The following is a 15,216-nucleotide window of genomic DNA, read 5'->3' on the forward strand; positions in this document are numbered from 1 at the left end:
GAATGGAGGTGGTAGTATGGTATTGGTTTTAGCAGGAATTGGTGGTGCCTGTGCAAAATTAACTTTACTGATAGACAATCGGTGCTAGCAATTCTTATTTTAGCGAATTGAAAAATTCGGCAAGCCGATTCTTACTGTTTAACCTTTTACCGAACCCTGCACCATGGATGTCATTATTGATCATGTTATAGAAGAGTTTCAACTACCCTTAAAAAGCCCTATTTTAATCTTCTCTTTAATTCTCTTAATTATCCTTTTGGCCCCGGTAATACTCCAAAGAATTAGGATACCAGGTATAATCGGACTCATCATTTCGGGAATCATCATTGGTCCGGCCGGATTAAATATTTTGGAGAAAAGTCTTTTTGTGGACGTGTTTTCTACCATAGGCCTACTCTATATCATGTTTATAGCGGGATTGGAGTTGGATTTAAATGAGTTTAAGGTAACAAGAAATAAAAGTGTATTGTTTGGGATACTAACCTTTACCATTCCTATCGCCATAGGCTTTCCTGTATGTCATTATTTATTGGGGTTTGATGTTAACGCAAGTTTGCTTACCTCCAGTATGTTTGCAACCCATACCCTGGTAACCTATCCCATTGTGAGTCGGTTGGGCGTATCAAAAAACATAGCCGTAGCGATAACAGTAGGGGGTACCATATTAACCGATACGGCGGTACTTATATTGTTGGCCGTAATTTTGGGAGCCCACCAAGGCGGACTAACCCAAGAGTTTTGGATCCGACTTGCCATATCCTTGGTTTTATTTTCCGCCTTTATGTTCCTAGTAATCCCGCGAATTGCAAAGTGGTTTTTTAGGAGCTTGGAGAGTGAAAGGCATTCCCACTATATCTTTGTGCTTTCCGTAGTGTTCTTCTCAGCATTTCTAGCTGAAATTGCCGGATTGGAATCTATCATTGGGGCCTTCGTTGCCGGTCTGGCACTGAATAAGTTAATTCCCCATTCTTCTGCCCTCATGAACCGAATAGAATTTATTGGGAATTCGCTCTTTATTCCCTTTTTCCTTATTAGTGTAGGGATGATTGTGGATGTTAGCGTTATACTAAGTGGTCCCATGGCACTGGTTATTGCGGGAACCTTAACCGTTGTTGCGATTTTTGGTAAATGGACAGCAGCTTTTTTTACCCAGAAAATCTTTAAATTCTCCAAGGGACAACGGAAGTTGATCTTTGGTCTAAGTAGTGCCCACGCTGCTGCTACCCTGGCAGTAATCCTAGTAGGATATAATGCAGGAATTTTGGATGATAATATTTTGAACGGAACTGTGGTGTTAATTCTCGTAACCTGTATTATTGCTTCCTTCGCCACGGAAAGCGCTGCTAAAATGATCATCAAAAACGCAGATGAAGATGAAGAGGTGCACCTGCCTTATGGCCCAAATAACGAATACATTCTTATCCCGATCGCCAATCTGATTAATATTGATAAGGTCTTGGATTTTGCTGTTTTGATAAAGGAAAAGAAATCGGTTAATCCGCTCGCTATTTTAACCGTAGTCCCCAATACGGATGAGGCGGAAAAATCTATTGTTAAAGCCAAACAGGGCTTGGAAAGGTTTTTAAGGGAAACTACTGCCTCGGATACACAGGCTACAGTTAAGGCCACTATAGACCATAATGCCGCTAGCGGAATTTCTAGGACAGCCAAGGAGATTATGGCCGATATAATTTTATTGGGGTGGCCGCAAAAAACCGGATTTTTAGATAAATTGATTGGGGATAAAATGGAGAGTATTTTGGAAAATACCGATAAAACCCTGTTTATCTGTAATTTCGAGATTCCATTGACTAACCATAAAAGAATATTTGTAATTGTTCCGCCCAATGCAGAATTGGAAGAAGGTTTTGCTATCTGGGTCAATAAACTGGCAAAATTATCCGTGGAGTTATCCATCCCCATCAACCTAAATTGTAATGAAGAAACCTATAAGGCCATTCTGCGATTTGCGAAAGAGAAAAAGGTACCCCTGTCTATTAACTACAATTACTTTAATGAATGGGTAGATTTCCTAATTCTTTCTAGGAAAATTTCGGATGATGATCTTATAATAATGGTGTCGGCTAGGAGAGCTCATATCTCCCATTTTGGCTTGTTGGATGGGGTGCCAGCTAAATTGGAAAGGTATTTTCCAAGCGCTAGTAAAATGGTTATTTATCCGCAGTAATAATTTTGATGTCATAAGGAGGATTACATAGATGGCTATTAAGCCATGAACGGTGCTACTTCTTTTCTACAAGAGGAGAATTTAACTTTTTTCAAGCTACTCCCTATCTATAAAATGATTAATTTTGGATATAATCCATAAAAAGGGATTTTATCCAAAATAATGAAGAATATTGTATATCGAAATCACGATCGCTATGCTATAAAGCGTCTTCTTATAGAAATAGGGGCGCATCAATTAACCAAGGAATGTGAGCAGATGCGACTCCCTTTTCCCAAGAGATTGGGGCTGTTCTACATTGAAAGTACGGATGCCTGTGTTTATTTGGTATACCGGTATTTTGATGGAGAGAAAAAAGTAATGAAACTAGACCGCTATGAACTTCCCGAAGCGGGTTGGGTACGAGTAATTGTAGAATGATGTAGGCGGAATAAGCACCATCCAACTACCACAGACTTGGAACTATTAAAGAACTGAAAAAGCCTATATTGCAAAAAAAAGGTGCGTTAGAAGCATGGTATCTTTCCAACTCAGAGAGTTTTATAAAGGTTGGCCTGCCATAGCGCTTCCTTGGAGTAAGAGTTTTACAACTTGGACTTTTGTAATTGCTTAAAAAATAATAATGATGTCCCATAGAACCCTGCTAGCATTAATAATCACTTTCCTAACAAGTTTAATTGTTATTTCCCAAGAGCCCAATACCAAGGTGTTGTTTGTAATCGCCGATGGCATCTCGTCCGACGTACTAGAGAAAATTGATACACCCCATTTAGATTTAATTGCGGGCGAGAATGGGTATGCGCGGGCTTATGTAGGTGGGGAAAAGGGAGGATATTCCCAAAGTCCTACTATTTCCGCTGTAGGCTATAATAGCTTACTAACGGGTACTTGGGCCAATAAACACAATGTATGGGGAAATGGTATTGAAGATCCCAATTACAATTATTGGAACATTTTTAGAATGGCGAGGGAATATAGGCCCCAATTAACAACGGCCATCTTCTCTACCTGGTTAGATAACCGAACCAAATTGGTAGGGGAGATGCTTGCCACAAACGGAAACATAAAGCTGGACTATCATTTTGATGGATTTGAGCACGATACTATTAGATTCCCCCATGAGGACAATTCCCTTCATATACACAAGATAGATGAGCATGTTGTGGATCAGGCAGCGAAGGTAATAAAGGAGAGCGCCCCAGACCTTTCTTGGGTATACTTGCAATACACGGACGATATGGGCCATAGGTATGGGGATAGTGAACCATTTTATATGGCGGTAAAAACCATGGATCTTCAGATGGGCAAATTATGGGAAGCGATACATTATAGAACTGAGAACTTTAATGAAAAGTGGCAGCTTTGGATTACCACAGACCATGGCCGCAATCCAAAAGATGGGAAAGGCCATGGAGGGCAATCGGATCGGGAACGTAGTATATGGATCGTGACCAATGAGAAGGAGCTTAATGACTATTATAAAGAGGGGCAAGTGGGATTGGTAGATATTGTTCCTACCATTTTACACACTCTGGACATTCAACCAAACAAAGAGCAATTATGGGAAATGGATGGGGTGCCTCTTAGCACGGAAATTTCTTTGGCCAACGCCAAAGCTATGCTCAACAATAAGGAGCTAGTCCTAACATGGGATGCCTACCAATTAGAAGGAACTCTGGATATTTGGATTACTACTACCAATAATTTTGCAAGTGGGGGGACCGATGCATATACCTTGGCAGCTACGGTAGCTATTGATTTGGGAAAAGCGACCATAGACCAATCGCAATGGCCCTCCAATTTCTATAAGGTGCTACTGTCGGGTGAACACAATGCTATTAATAGATGGGTGATGAAAAATAATTGATCCATTCTTCCATTACTTACTAAGTACGCTTTAATTGCCTGCCCGAAACATTCAGGCGGGCCTGCCCGATCTGCTCAGGCGGGCCTGCCCTGAGGTAAATGACGGAAATTTTCGAGAAATCATATTCTAGGGATGAATAATCAATCTCTAAAAACCTATAATAAATTATAATGGGCGTCTAAGATATTTCACAAATATCTTAGGTTTAATAATATCATTTGTTAAATTTAGGTTTAATTCCTACAAAAGTTAAAAACATGAAGCAACTCGAAAAAATTCTGGTTCCTATAGATATAAATGGCGATTATGATAATCAAATAGATGCGGCTATCAATATTGCCCGGGTATATAATTCCGAAGTAATTATTACCCATGTTCTGTCTGAAGAAGCGGGTAGTGGAAGCATTAGTATGCGAAAGATGTTGTTAGATAGTGTGATGGAGTCCTTAAACAAGGTGAATGATACCCTTATAGAAGCGCGTATTATAACCAAAGACCCTATTATTAAGCACGGTAAATTGATAGATAATATTTTAAAGGTAGCTTCCTTCCAAGATGTAAATTTGATTGTTGCAGGATCGGGTCGAAAACTACAGGGGCAACGACATAAATTGGGAGATAGTGCCGAAAAGTTAATGCGATATTCACCTATACCGGTATGGGTGGTATCTACTAAGGGGAAGTCTAAAGTAACCAATATACTTTGTCCGGTAGACTTTTCGGAACCTTCTAGAAGTGCACTCAACAATGCTATTTCTTTGGCGCAAGATTTTAAGGCATCACTAAGGGTGTTGGGAGTTGTAGAGCCTGTGCTAAATCTTTCTCCTAGGTACCAGTTAGAAGACTTGGAAGAGGAAAATACACGCCGAATGAAACATCTGGAAAAGGACATGAAAAAATTCTTAAAGGATTTTGACTTTACCGGTGTAGATCATAAGATAGATCTTCAGGCAGGAAGTGTTCCTCTAACCATTGTGAATATGGTGAAAAAACACAAGCACGATCTGCTGATTATGGGGACTACGGGACGTTCCGGTCTAAAGCGTGTACTTATGGGGAGCGTTACCAGTAAGGTAACCCGGGAATTACCCTGTTCTTTTATCACTACAAAATCTAAAAGCATACTCTACTCTAGATTTGATAATGATGTGAAGGAAATTGAAACACACTTTAAAAAGGGGATGATTATGGCCGAAAAAGGAAGGCCTAAAGATGCTATTCGCGAGTTTAAACTTTGTCTGCGTATAAATAATATGTACATCCCAGCTATCTATAAATTATCTGAAGTATTCCATCAGAATGGGGATGAAGCAAAAGCACTCTATTACAACAATATGGCCAAGGAATTACTTACCAGATTATGGGACGAGGATATAGAAAAGGAAATTAGGGAACATTATAAATCCTAAGGATTTCCTAGGATATAGTAGACCAATACATATTAAATCCCGCCTATTTTTAGGCGGGATTTAATGTTACTAGGCATACGGATCACCTTGCTGCCAAAGATTAAATTTTCAATTCAGCAAGATACCAAATGGTGTTATGCTTATCCTAAAAGTTGCTTTTGAAAAGGATTACCAACAGCTACCTTTTCTTGTTAGTGCCTATAATCGCTGAAAATTATTAATCTCAATATTATTGGCTTTTAAATCGAACATCAAATTATAAAGGCCGAAAAAGGTTCTGTTGATATAGATAAAATGTTTGGAGCCACGATTAGCATTCATTTTACGCAATTCTGTATTCTTGGAATAGCGTTGCCCCATTGCTGATATTTTTCCAAAAAACTCCGCATCCGAAAAGTCAAATCGCTCTACGTGAAATGGTTGTGTGAAGAGTTGTAACAGTTCATGGAACATTTCGGTGAAGAATTCCGTTTCCTCCTTGGTGTCATCTACTCGAAGAATTTCCAATTCGTATAATTTTGAGACAAAAAATTCACGATTGTTGATATTTTTGGGATTAGCCAACTCAAAATAAGGGACATAAAAATCATTCGGAATTATTTTCATACATCCAAAATCCAAGGCAATCAGTTCCCCCTTCGGGGAGACTAGGAAATTACCGGGATGCGGGTCTGCGTGTACTTTTCGCAATTGATGTATTTGAAACATATAAAAATCCCAAAGGGCTTGCCCTAATTTATTGGCTTTTTCTTGATCGTCATTTAGGGCCGTAAACTCCGATAGGTGCAATCCCTCCATATAATCCATCGAAATAATATATTCAGAGGACCAAGCCTCATAGTACTCTGGAAAAAGAAGGTTTGGAATTTTGGAACATGCGGCGGCAACTTCCTTGCTCTGCTCTAATTCTAAGAGGTAATTGGTCTCTTCCAAAAGTTTTTCCTCCACTTCCTTAAAATACTTTTCCAGGTCCTTTCCCTTTATATTGAACATTTTTATGGCAATTGGTTTCACCAAGGCCAGATCGGAGGCTATACTTTCTGCAACGCCGGGATATTGAATCTTAACAGCGAGATTTTTTCCGTTTTTTTTGGCTTCGTGTACCTGTCCAATACTAGCGGCATTAACAGAATTGGGGTTAAAAGTGTCGAATAGTTCATTGGGAAGTTTACCAAAATGCCTTTTAAAAATCTTGAATACCAAAGGTGGGGATAAGGGAGGAACGGAAAATTGAGACAAGGAAAATTTTTCCACATAGGCCTGCGGCATAATGCTTTTTTCCATACTGAGCATTTGGGCCACCTTTAGCGCACTGCCCTTAAGTTGTTTTAGGCTATCATAAATATCCTCGGCGTTGTTCTCATTTAAGCGTGACCTAGCCTCTACTTCCGTTTTGGTAATTTTATCGCCATAATACTTCAGGTAGTTAACACCAAGCTTGGCACCGGTAGATACCAGTTTAGAAGCACGATGTATTTTGGAGATGGGGATGTGATCTATCGTTTTCATGTATGGCTAGTTGTTGGGATGTATTTTTTCCTTGTAAATAAATTTCCCAAAATCGATTACACTCTTTAATGGGGAAATATTTAAAATGTCGAAACTGGTATTTACAGATTTCTCTATAAATATGTCTGTTTTCTCAAAGGAGGCCGAAGTGTCGTCCATCCAAAACTTTAAGGTCAACAATAACTGTATCCAAGCCGATTCTTGCAGGGCGCGTTTTTGAAATTTTTCTAGCTCTTCCTGTTTTAAATCCAGGGTTTTAATATCTAAATCTGCAATATAGGCGGTAAAACCTTTTCTTAGTTCGGATAGAAGGGATAGCCCTTTTAAACTGTTCTTGTGCTTTTTTAAAGCATATTGTACGTAGCTTCGGTTGGCAGTTAAATTTTCAAAGAATGTGTAATAAAAACTCAAGAGCTTATTGCGTGCGTCAAAAGATTGGAATTCTTCGCTTTTTTTCAACACTGTAAGAGTGTTATCAAAAAAGGTCTTAAAGATCTGTTGTTCCAAGGCCTTGAATGAGCCAAAGAATTCGTAGAACTGAGCCTCTTCCATATTATTTTCCTTTGCAAAAGCATAAACGGAATCTGGGCTTTTATGATGTTCCAGTACATAATCCATATACCTATCGATTAGCTGGGTGTCTGAAATTGTTTTCTTTTTTACCATGGCTGTTAAATCTATGCTACAAGATACAACTTGTTTAAGTTTTTATAATAAAAGTAAAACAAAATTTAACAGCTAATTGGCATAAGGAAGGGTAAAAAGATTGCTTTAGTAGGGAATGCTACAGCTAGATAAGCATACTGTACTATAGGCGTTGATCCTTTTCATAAAACTACTTGCTCCTAGCTCTATGGGTGTCTTAAGATATTTTTCTTTTTATAAAATAATAAAGCCCCAAATTCTGGGGCTTTTCTTAATGTCTAGTGATAATTTACCTTAAATCTTCCAGAGTTCTATTTTTAGCCAAATCTTCTTTTAGCCAATCTCTCTGAGCTCTTATTATGGAGGATACATTTGGGGGTATGTGGGTGTCGGCCAGTACTTCATTATATTCCTCAATGGCGGCTTTGTCACCTCTAATGGCCTCCTCTAGCATTGCTTCGGCATCATCCCCAGAAAAGAATGCTTTTACGTCCATCCAAGTTCTGTGTAAGGCGCCTTTAGTGCTTCCCTCTATTTTATCGCGTGTATCCAAAGCAGGGGTGGCCGACTTTAAATCTACCAAAAAGTTACGGCGCTCCCTCGCTTTATTTCTAAAGTACATTTCCAAGCCCGTTTCTTCCGTATTTTCTGCGGCTTTTTCATATCCCTTAATGGCATCTTCATTTTTTTGAATAATGTCATTAATCCTATTCTCAATCTCTTTTATATCCTTGTTCATTTATATTGAATTTAAGTCGGTAACCATATGCCTACCGATTGGCATTTCTATAAAGATAGGGGGATAGATTAAGTGGTGTTATTTCATATGCAATTCTTTCTAACTCAATAGCTTAGGGTGCGGGTTTTGTGTTGGGATTGGTTGTAAATAAAGTCTAAGGAGGTAAAAAGCTAGGTAAAAATGGGAAATAAGAGCCTGGGATTATCCGTTTTAAATAGTTGGATAGCTATTTGCCCCAAAATAAGCTTTTCTCAAAGCAGGAAATAATTGAATTAGGGTATAGGTAGTGTGTTGGTAAGGTGTAAGATGCACAGTGGTTGCTAATTTCCCGTCAGCTGCCAAAATAAGTTGTCTTTTTGGGAAGTTTGATTCATTATTATAACCTAACCAATTAATCCCACTCCAATAAATAAAGAATCAATTATATAAAGTATTGTCGTGGGAGATGACATGCTCCCTTACCTTCTTTTGAAATTCGAGCGGTGTTACACCCGCGTGCAGTTTAAAAAACCGACTGAAATAGGAGTGGTCTTTAAAGTTTAGATTATAAGCTATTTCCTTAATGGTGTTTTCACTATGAATAATTTGACGTTTAGCTTCCAAAATCAAGCGGTCATGGATAATCTGGACCCCAGTTTTATCCAACTTTTCCTTTAGAATTTGATTAAGGCGTTTTGCGCTAATTCCCAATTTACCAGCATAGAAATCGGTGTTCCGTTCTTCTTGATAATTCATTTCAAGTAAAAGCATAAACTCGTACACCCGCTTTTCATTAATATCCTGAAGGGTAAAATGCTCTTCCTTTAACTGTATCAATTTTAATAAAAATACTTTTAAGAGCGCTTTTAGCATAATAAGACTAACGGTCTCTTTCTTGTATTCCTCTTCCAAGAGCTGGTACACATCCATTAAACCTTTAGAGGTTTCCTCATTTACCTGTAAGCACGAAAATTCTCCCTGAATATTGAACATTCTAAAAACATCCAATAAAAACTCTTTTAAATCCCCTTCCAATAAATCTTGTTTAAAGGATATAAGAACGCCGTTTTTACCGGCTTTGTTGAGTTGATGTACTCTATAAGGAGGTATCAAATAAATCCAGTCTCCTTTAAAGGTCTGAAAATCGTGTTGTGGCACATGTAGCGCATCCTCGTTGCGCAACCAAACTATCTCATAAAAATCCCTTCTGGCAGGATCGTTTAAATAAGCAGGGGGGCAATTGCCCAAATTTTTAATATATAAAACCTTATCACCGAGCATTAGAACTGTTTTTTATGATGGAAAAACACGGGGTTTTCTTGCTTTTAATCGACAAAAAACGAAGCCGTTTCCAAAATGTACCACAAAAATAGTGAATAATACCATTGGTTTATTGTTGATGGGCAAATTGTACCATATAACTATCAAATTGTGTAATTATCCTAGGATGATAGCTCCTATCTTTGCACCGCAGTTTGATAGTAATCAAGCTTTTACATTAAAAAGTTATGGAGAACACATCTACAATAGAAGCAACACAAGAGACAGAATTGGTAGCATCGGCAATGCAAACCATTATGGACGAGCATCAAAGGTTAACTGCCCAGATAAAATCTGATGAAATTGCTGCATTAATGCCAGTCATCAATAAGGCAAACCGTATTTTCTTGATGGGAGCCGGAAGAACCGGACTCATGATGAAAGCTTCGGCCATGAGACTAATGCACTTGGGTTATACTGTATTTGTTGTTGGAGAAACAACTACACCAGCGATCGATGAAGGAGATTTGCTCATCGCCGGCTCAGGTTCTGGAACTACCAGTGGAATTGTAAGAGCGGCTGAGGTAGCGAAGAATGTAGGGGCTAACGTAATTTGTTTTACCACTAGTCCGACGTCTCCCCTGGCAACATTGGCAGACTATACGGTTACGATTCCTGCAGCACAAAAGCAGGCTCGGGACGAAGACGTATCTAAACAATATGCAGGTAGTCTTTTTGAGCAGTCCCTTTTATTAAGCTTCGATGCACTTATCCAGGCCCTTTGGGATATAGATGGCAGTACCGCTTCGGAATTGTGGAAGCGTCACGCAAATATGGAATAGAAAACTGCAGATAGAAAAAATTAATTAACGTAGAATATTTTAAAATTAAATATAGAATTATGGCAAAATTACAAGTAGCGATCGATTTGTTGAAAATAGAGGATGCAATCGCTTTGGCAACAAAAGTGGCTCCTTATGTAGATATTATAGAATTGGGTACCCCACTTATTAAGAGTGAAGGATTAGCCGGAGTTAGAAAGATGAAAGATGCTTTTCCAGACAAATTGGTTTTGGCCGATTTTAAAACTGCCGATGCAGGTGAATTGGAAGCAAACATGGCTTTTGGAGCTGGTGCAGATTATATTACCATTTTGGGAACTACAGGTGACTCTACTATTGCTGGTGCAGTTAAAGCTGCAAAAGAGCACGGTAAAGGTGTTGTTGTAGATACCATCGGTGTTAAAGACAGAGTTCAACGTGCAAAAGAAGCAATTGCTTTGGGTGCAGAGTTTGTAGAATTACACGCTGGTTTGGACGAGCAAGCTGAAGAAGGATACTCTATCCAAGTATTGATTGACGAAGCTAAGAGAGCTGGAGTACCAGTATCTATTGCAGGTGGAGTTAATAAAGATAGCATCACCCGTGTTAAGGAAGCTGGTGCTTCTGTTGCAGTTGCTGGTGCAGCTATTTACGGAGCAGAAGATCCTGCACAAGCAGCAAAAGAATTGAAAGAACTTTTGAACGCATAAGTTATTATAAGGTTTAAGCACCATTTTAATACTATAAAGGTCCCCATAAATTAATTTTTATGGGGATCTTTAGTTATTGCCTATAGGCTATTTTTCTTTCCCTTTGCACTTCGGTTTTACTCCTTATACTTCTTGTAGCTCCCACAATTTATGATATTGATCATTGGTGATTAGCGGTTTTTGCAATAACTTGGTAAAAACTGCATTGACATGAAAGGCGTTTTAAATTTGGGAAGAGTTGCAGGAATTAAGATAGAGATACATTGGACGTTTTCCTTATTATTGATATGGGTCGCCTTTATTGAGGTAAAGGCAGGTGCCGATCTTACCAGGATTCTACTCAATGAATTGCTGATCCTATTGCTTTTCGGATGTGTGGTGCTGCACGAATTAGGACATGCGCTCACCGCAAAGAAATTCAATATAGAGACCAAAAAAATTATGTTACTGCCCATTGGGGGAGTGGCCAGTCTAGAGAAAATGCCCGAAAAACCAGGACAAGAATTGCTAGTGGCACTTGCGGGTCCGGCCGTTAACGTGGTAATAGCCTTCCTATTAGCTCTTGCCGTGCCCTTTAAGTATTACTTCGGCCTAAATGCCACAGAAATGACGGAAGTGCTCTATACACCTTCCCTCCAAAATTTTATCTTTTACCTTTTTATTGCCAATGTAATGTTGGTGCTATTTAATCTCATTCCAGCTTTCCCTATGGATGGCGGAAGGGTACTTAGGGCCCTTTTGTCCTATAGATTGGGACGGGTAGAGGCTACCAGGATTGCTGCGGGCATAGGACAGACCTTGGCAGTGGTATTTTCATTGCTGGGACTTTTTTACAATCCATTCCTTATTTTAATTGCCTTCTTCATTTTTTTCGGGGCCTACGCAGAGAATCAAATGGTGAAAAGGACTTCCTTAATTAAAGGTCATATCGCTAAGGAGGCCACGCTAACGAATATAACCATTTTAAGTCCGGTTCATAGCGTTCAAGAGGTGGTAGACCTACTTTTGGCAGGTACGGAAAAAGATTTTGTAGTTATGGATCAGGATGAAATAGTGGGAATAGTTGCCCATAAGGATATAGTGAAACATGCGCGTACTCCCTCTCTTTTGGTAAAGGAAATTATGGGAAAGAATTTTACCACGGTAGACGCTACCACAAGCCTTACCCAAGTTTATGAAATGATCAACAGGGAAAAGAATGGTTTCTTTCCCGTAGTTGAGGATAAAAAGCTAATCGGTGCAATCGATCAGGTAAATTTAAGCGAATTTATCTTGTTAAAATCGGCGACCATACCTTAGAATTAACTTTAATGGGAGGGGAAGACCCATGGGATTCCCGGGTATAGGGCCCTTGTAATTTTTGCTAAGTGAATTAAAATTTTTGAGGGTACTGTCCAGCTTTTACCTGAGGTACCAAGATCATTATTTAAAGTAACTACTATGACAGCATCAGATTTTAAAGGAATGAAAAATTCCATCCCTGGAAGTGGATTGGATATCCTACATCAAGAAAGTAAGGAATGGCTCAATATTATCGATTTTTGGAATGACGAGTCTAGATTTTTCTCCGATCTCCTGGATAAAAAAGAACCTATGCACCCAGAAAAAAAGGAGATGTTGAAATATTTGGATAAGGTACACCAATCCCTCTTTCAATATTTGAAGGAGGATATCATAGCCCATGAAAAGCACTTATCCAACTTGTTAAAAGGTGAAAAGGGAATTACGACGGGAGAATATGTTGAAAAACATATGGATTTGCGGGAGCAGCTCCATCTGTTTACGATGGACTTTAAAGAGTTTAAGAAAATGGTTTTTAACTATGCCAAGAAATGAGGGTTTAATGCTTTTATTTTCCTTATAATATGGGGCCCTTTGGCCCCATTGTTCCATTTTTTTGGGCTAAAGATCTAGTTCCAATCCTACGGGACAATGGTCCGACCCCATAATGTCTTTATAGATTTTCACCGATTTAATTTTGTCTTTTAGAGATTTGCTGACCAAAAAATAATCTAACCTCCATCCAATATTCCGTTCCCTCGCCTTAAACCGATAGCTCCAATAGGTATAAGCTTCAGTATCTGGGTTTAAAAGTCGGTACGAATCCACAAAACCAGCCGCTATAAAATTATCCATTCCGTCAATTTCAACCTGGGTATACCCCGCAGTTTTGTTGTAGTTAGCCTTGTCGTTCTTTAAATCGATCGCCTTATGGGCTACATTAAAATCCCCACATGCAATTACAGGCTTAGTTTTTTCCAAATTAGTTAGATAGGCTAGAAAATCTGCATCCCACTGCTCGCGATAATCCAAACGGACAAGTTTTTGTCCGGAATTGGGAACATAAACGTTTACCAAATAAAAATCTGGGTACTCCACACACTGTACCCTACCTTCCGTATCGTGCTCTTCTATTCCAATACCAGTGGATTCACTTAATGGGGTAGACTTAGAGAGTATGGCGATTCCAGAATATCCCTTTCTTTCTGCAGAACTAACGCTTAATTCATAACCTTCTACAGGCGATAAGGCGTCTGCCACCTCGGCCTCCTGGGCTTTGGTTTCCTGTAAGCACAGAACGTCTGGGGCCAATTGGGCAATGGACTCAAAAAAATCTTTTTTAACCACGGCCCTTATACCGTTTACATTCCAAGTAATAATGTTCATCATATTCAGCTTTTCAATTATGGGAGCAACAGCTATTTTAACCAATAACCCCTCCTTAAAATAGGGCGATGAAATTACGGAATTGCTCGGGGATTAAAAAATATCATAAACCCTCTAGATGTTAAAGCTTTTAGTTATATAGACTTCGTTGGCTTTAAGGGCAGTACAAACTGTTTTTGTAAGGAGGTGAAAAAAATGTTTCGCCTATAATAGGTAAGAAATTGTCGTCCCAGGTCATAAGATGCTCATTCTTGTTGTTTTCCACTACCTTTGCTTGCAAATAAACGCTAGGACGCAATTTGCAGATTATATACTGTGATAGGACCAAATTAATGGGGAGCGAACAGGATATAATGCGCCATAATGATTGGTGTGATAGCCTCTCTAGCCAGTGATGTGTATTTATGAAATTTAAGATAGACAAGTTTGTACTTTCCATTATCACTATAGTTGGAATTGCATATTTTTTTCCGCAGTGGGGCTCCTCACAAAGTGAAATCCCATTGGATACAATAAGTGATATTGGGATTTCTCTAATTTTCTTATTCTATGGACTTAAATTGAGTCCGCAAAAAATAAAGTCGGGCCTAAAGAACTGGAAGTTGCATCTGTTGGTGCAAACTGCTACCTTTTTAATCTTTCCGCTGTTGGTCTTATTCTTTCGACCCTTTTTGCAAACAGAAGAACAGGAATTGTTGTGGTTGGCCTTCTTTTTTTTGGCAGCCTTGCCATCTACGGTTTCCTCTTCCGTGGTTATGGTATCCATGGCCAAGGGGAATGTACCAGCGGCTATTTTCAATGCCAGTATTTCGGGAATCATCGGCATAGTTCTCACGCCAATTTGGATGGGGCTCTTTGTTCAAGAGGCGCAATCGGGTTTCCAGTTTACGGAAATTTACATCAAACTCGTTTTTCAAATCATATTACCAGTGGTAGTGGGGCTTTCCTTACAGCGATTCTTGGGAGGGATGGTTCAAAAATACGGTAGCCAATTAGCCCTTTTTGATAAGGCCATTATTTTGTTGATTATCTATAAGAGTTTTGCAAGGTCTTTTGAAGAACAGATCTTTAGTACAGTATCTATATTGGATCTTATGATTATAGGGGTTGCAGTGTTAGGCTTGTTTGTGTTGGCCTATTTATTAACAGGCTTTGTTGCCGAAAAACTGCGATTTAATACTGAAGATCAAATTACGGCCCAGTATTGTGGCACCAAAAAATCCTTGGTACACGGGACCGTTTTCTCTAAGATTTTATTTGGGAAAATGGCAACGCTGGGAGTTATCCTTCTCCCGCTTATGATCTATCATGCTTTTCAGATTCTAGTTATTAGTGTGTTGGCAACCAAGAGGGGTAATAGGTAAGTGGCTTCCCCTTAAAAGGGCATGTACAAGAATACTGCATATTAAAAGCTTTGCAAGT

The 15,216-nt window shown here is 39.0% G+C and carries 14 protein-coding genes; 9 read left to right on the forward strand and 5 right to left on the reverse strand.

From position 1 onward, the window contains the following. Positions 1-163: 163 nt before the first annotated feature. The 4 genes from BV214_RS12370 to BV214_RS12385 all read left to right on the forward strand — a co-directional run bounded on the left by BV214_RS12370 (position 164) and on the right by BV214_RS12385 (position 5,464). Entirely contained in the window at positions 164-2,188 is a 2,025-nt protein-coding gene (locus tag BV214_RS12370) for a cation:proton antiporter (RefSeq protein WP_086477826.1), read from the forward strand. Positions 2,189-2,350: 162 nt separating this feature from the next. Then, positions 2,351-2,608, forward strand: coding sequence for a hypothetical protein (locus BV214_RS12375; protein WP_086477827.1), 258 nt, complete (start codon positions 2,351-2,353; stop codon positions 2,606-2,608). Between the two features lie 202 nt (positions 2,609-2,810). Continuing rightward, positions 2,811-4,055, forward strand: a complete 1,245-nt coding sequence (locus tag BV214_RS12380) for an alkaline phosphatase family protein (protein ID WP_245806791.1) — start codon at positions 2,811-2,813, stop codon at positions 4,053-4,055. Positions 4,056-4,312: 257 nt separating this feature from the next. After that, positions 4,313-5,464 carry a universal stress protein gene (locus tag BV214_RS12385; RefSeq protein ID WP_086477829.1) on the forward strand — a complete coding sequence of 384 codons (1,152 nt, stop codon included), beginning with the start codon at positions 4,313-4,315 and terminating at the stop codon, positions 5,462-5,464. A gap of 198 nt (positions 5,465-5,662) precedes the next feature. Here BV214_RS12385 and BV214_RS12390 read toward each other — a convergent pair whose 3' ends face one another. The 4 genes from BV214_RS12390 to BV214_RS12405 form a co-directional block, all read right to left on the reverse strand. Beyond that, complete coding sequence (locus BV214_RS12390; protein WP_086477830.1) at positions 5,663-6,973, reverse strand: ABC1 kinase family protein; 1,311 nt, start codon at positions 6,971-6,973, stop codon at positions 5,663-5,665. 6 nt (positions 6,974-6,979) lie between these two features. Further along, positions 6,980-7,639, reverse strand: a complete 660-nt coding sequence (locus BV214_RS12395) for a TetR family transcriptional regulator C-terminal domain-containing protein (RefSeq protein WP_086477831.1) — start codon at positions 7,637-7,639, stop codon at positions 6,980-6,982. Between the two features lie 268 nt (positions 7,640-7,907). Then, the gene (locus BV214_RS12400; protein ID WP_086477832.1) at positions 7,908-8,357 is read right to left on the reverse strand and encodes a ferritin-like domain-containing protein; all 450 of its coding nucleotides are present in this window, start codon (positions 8,355-8,357) and stop codon (positions 7,908-7,910) included. A gap of 417 nt (positions 8,358-8,774) precedes the next feature. Continuing rightward, positions 8,775-9,617: a helix-turn-helix domain-containing protein gene (locus BV214_RS12405; protein WP_086477833.1), complete on the reverse strand. Its 843-nt coding sequence runs from the start codon at positions 9,615-9,617 to the stop codon at positions 8,775-8,777. A gap of 227 nt (positions 9,618-9,844) precedes the next feature. Between BV214_RS12405 and hxlB the strand changes: the two genes are divergently transcribed. From hxlB to BV214_RS12425, 4 genes are all read left to right on the forward strand, one after another. After that, on the forward strand, positions 9,845-10,438 hold the full coding sequence (gene hxlB, locus BV214_RS12410; protein WP_086477834.1) for a 6-phospho-3-hexuloisomerase: 594 nt from the start codon (positions 9,845-9,847) through the stop codon (positions 10,436-10,438). Positions 10,439-10,497: 59 nt separating this feature from the next. Then, complete coding sequence (gene hxlA, locus BV214_RS12415) at positions 10,498-11,127, forward strand: 3-hexulose-6-phosphate synthase (RefSeq protein ID WP_086477835.1); 630 nt, start codon at positions 10,498-10,500, stop codon at positions 11,125-11,127. 210 nt (positions 11,128-11,337) lie between these two features. Further along, complete coding sequence (locus tag BV214_RS12420) at positions 11,338-12,426, forward strand: site-2 protease family protein (protein ID WP_086477836.1); 1,089 nt, start codon at positions 11,338-11,340, stop codon at positions 12,424-12,426. Between the two features lie 141 nt (positions 12,427-12,567). Then, positions 12,568-12,963, forward strand: a complete 396-nt coding sequence (locus BV214_RS12425; protein WP_086477837.1) for a hypothetical protein — start codon at positions 12,568-12,570, stop codon at positions 12,961-12,963. Positions 12,964-13,029: 66 nt separating this feature from the next. Here BV214_RS12425 and BV214_RS12430 read toward each other — a convergent pair whose 3' ends face one another. Beyond that, entirely contained in the window at positions 13,030-13,797 is a 768-nt protein-coding gene (locus tag BV214_RS12430; RefSeq protein WP_317045184.1) for an exodeoxyribonuclease III, read from the reverse strand. Between the two features lie 401 nt (positions 13,798-14,198). Here BV214_RS12430 and BV214_RS12435 point away from each other — a divergent pair, with 401 nt between their 5' ends. Next, positions 14,199-15,158: a bile acid:sodium symporter family protein gene (locus tag BV214_RS12435; protein ID WP_086477839.1), complete on the forward strand. Its 960-nt coding sequence runs from the start codon at positions 14,199-14,201 to the stop codon at positions 15,156-15,158. Positions 15,159-15,216 lie beyond the last annotated feature (58 nt).

This window comes from Arenibacter amylolyticus (assembly GCF_002150785.1).
Lineage (GTDB): Bacteria > Bacteroidota > Bacteroidia > Flavobacteriales > Flavobacteriaceae > Arenibacter > Arenibacter amylolyticus.

Coding starts and splice junctions, on each gene's coding strand:
- BV214_RS12370 (WP_086477826.1), top strand. CDS start 164: ATGGATGTCATTATTGATCATGTTATAGAAGAGTTTCAACTACCCTTA.
- BV214_RS12375 (WP_086477827.1), top strand. CDS start 2,351: ATGAAGAATATTGTATATCGAAATCACGATCGCTATGCTATAAAGCGT.
- BV214_RS12380 (WP_245806791.1), top strand. CDS start 2,811: ATGATGTCCCATAGAACCCTGCTAGCATTAATAATCACTTTCCTAACA.
- BV214_RS12385 (WP_086477829.1), top strand. CDS start 4,313: ATGAAGCAACTCGAAAAAATTCTGGTTCCTATAGATATAAATGGCGAT.
- BV214_RS12390 (WP_086477830.1), bottom strand. CDS start 6,973: ATGAAAACGATAGATCACATCCCCATCTCCAAAATACATCGTGCTTCT.
- BV214_RS12395 (WP_086477831.1), bottom strand. CDS start 7,639: ATGGTAAAAAAGAAAACAATTTCAGACACCCAGCTAATCGATAGGTAT.
- BV214_RS12400 (WP_086477832.1), bottom strand. CDS start 8,357: ATGAACAAGGATATAAAAGAGATTGAGAATAGGATTAATGACATTATT.
- BV214_RS12405 (WP_086477833.1), bottom strand. CDS start 9,617: ATGCTCGGTGATAAGGTTTTATATATTAAAAATTTGGGCAATTGCCCC.
- hxlB (WP_086477834.1), top strand. CDS start 9,845: ATGGAGAACACATCTACAATAGAAGCAACACAAGAGACAGAATTGGTA.
- hxlA (WP_086477835.1), top strand. CDS start 10,498: ATGGCAAAATTACAAGTAGCGATCGATTTGTTGAAAATAGAGGATGCA.
- BV214_RS12420 (WP_086477836.1), top strand. CDS start 11,338: ATGAAAGGCGTTTTAAATTTGGGAAGAGTTGCAGGAATTAAGATAGAG.
- BV214_RS12425 (WP_086477837.1), top strand. CDS start 12,568: ATGACAGCATCAGATTTTAAAGGAATGAAAAATTCCATCCCTGGAAGT.
- BV214_RS12430 (WP_317045184.1), bottom strand. CDS start 13,797: ATGATGAACATTATTACTTGGAATGTAAACGGTATAAGGGCCGTGGTT.
- BV214_RS12435 (WP_086477839.1), top strand. CDS start 14,199: ATGAAATTTAAGATAGACAAGTTTGTACTTTCCATTATCACTATAGTT.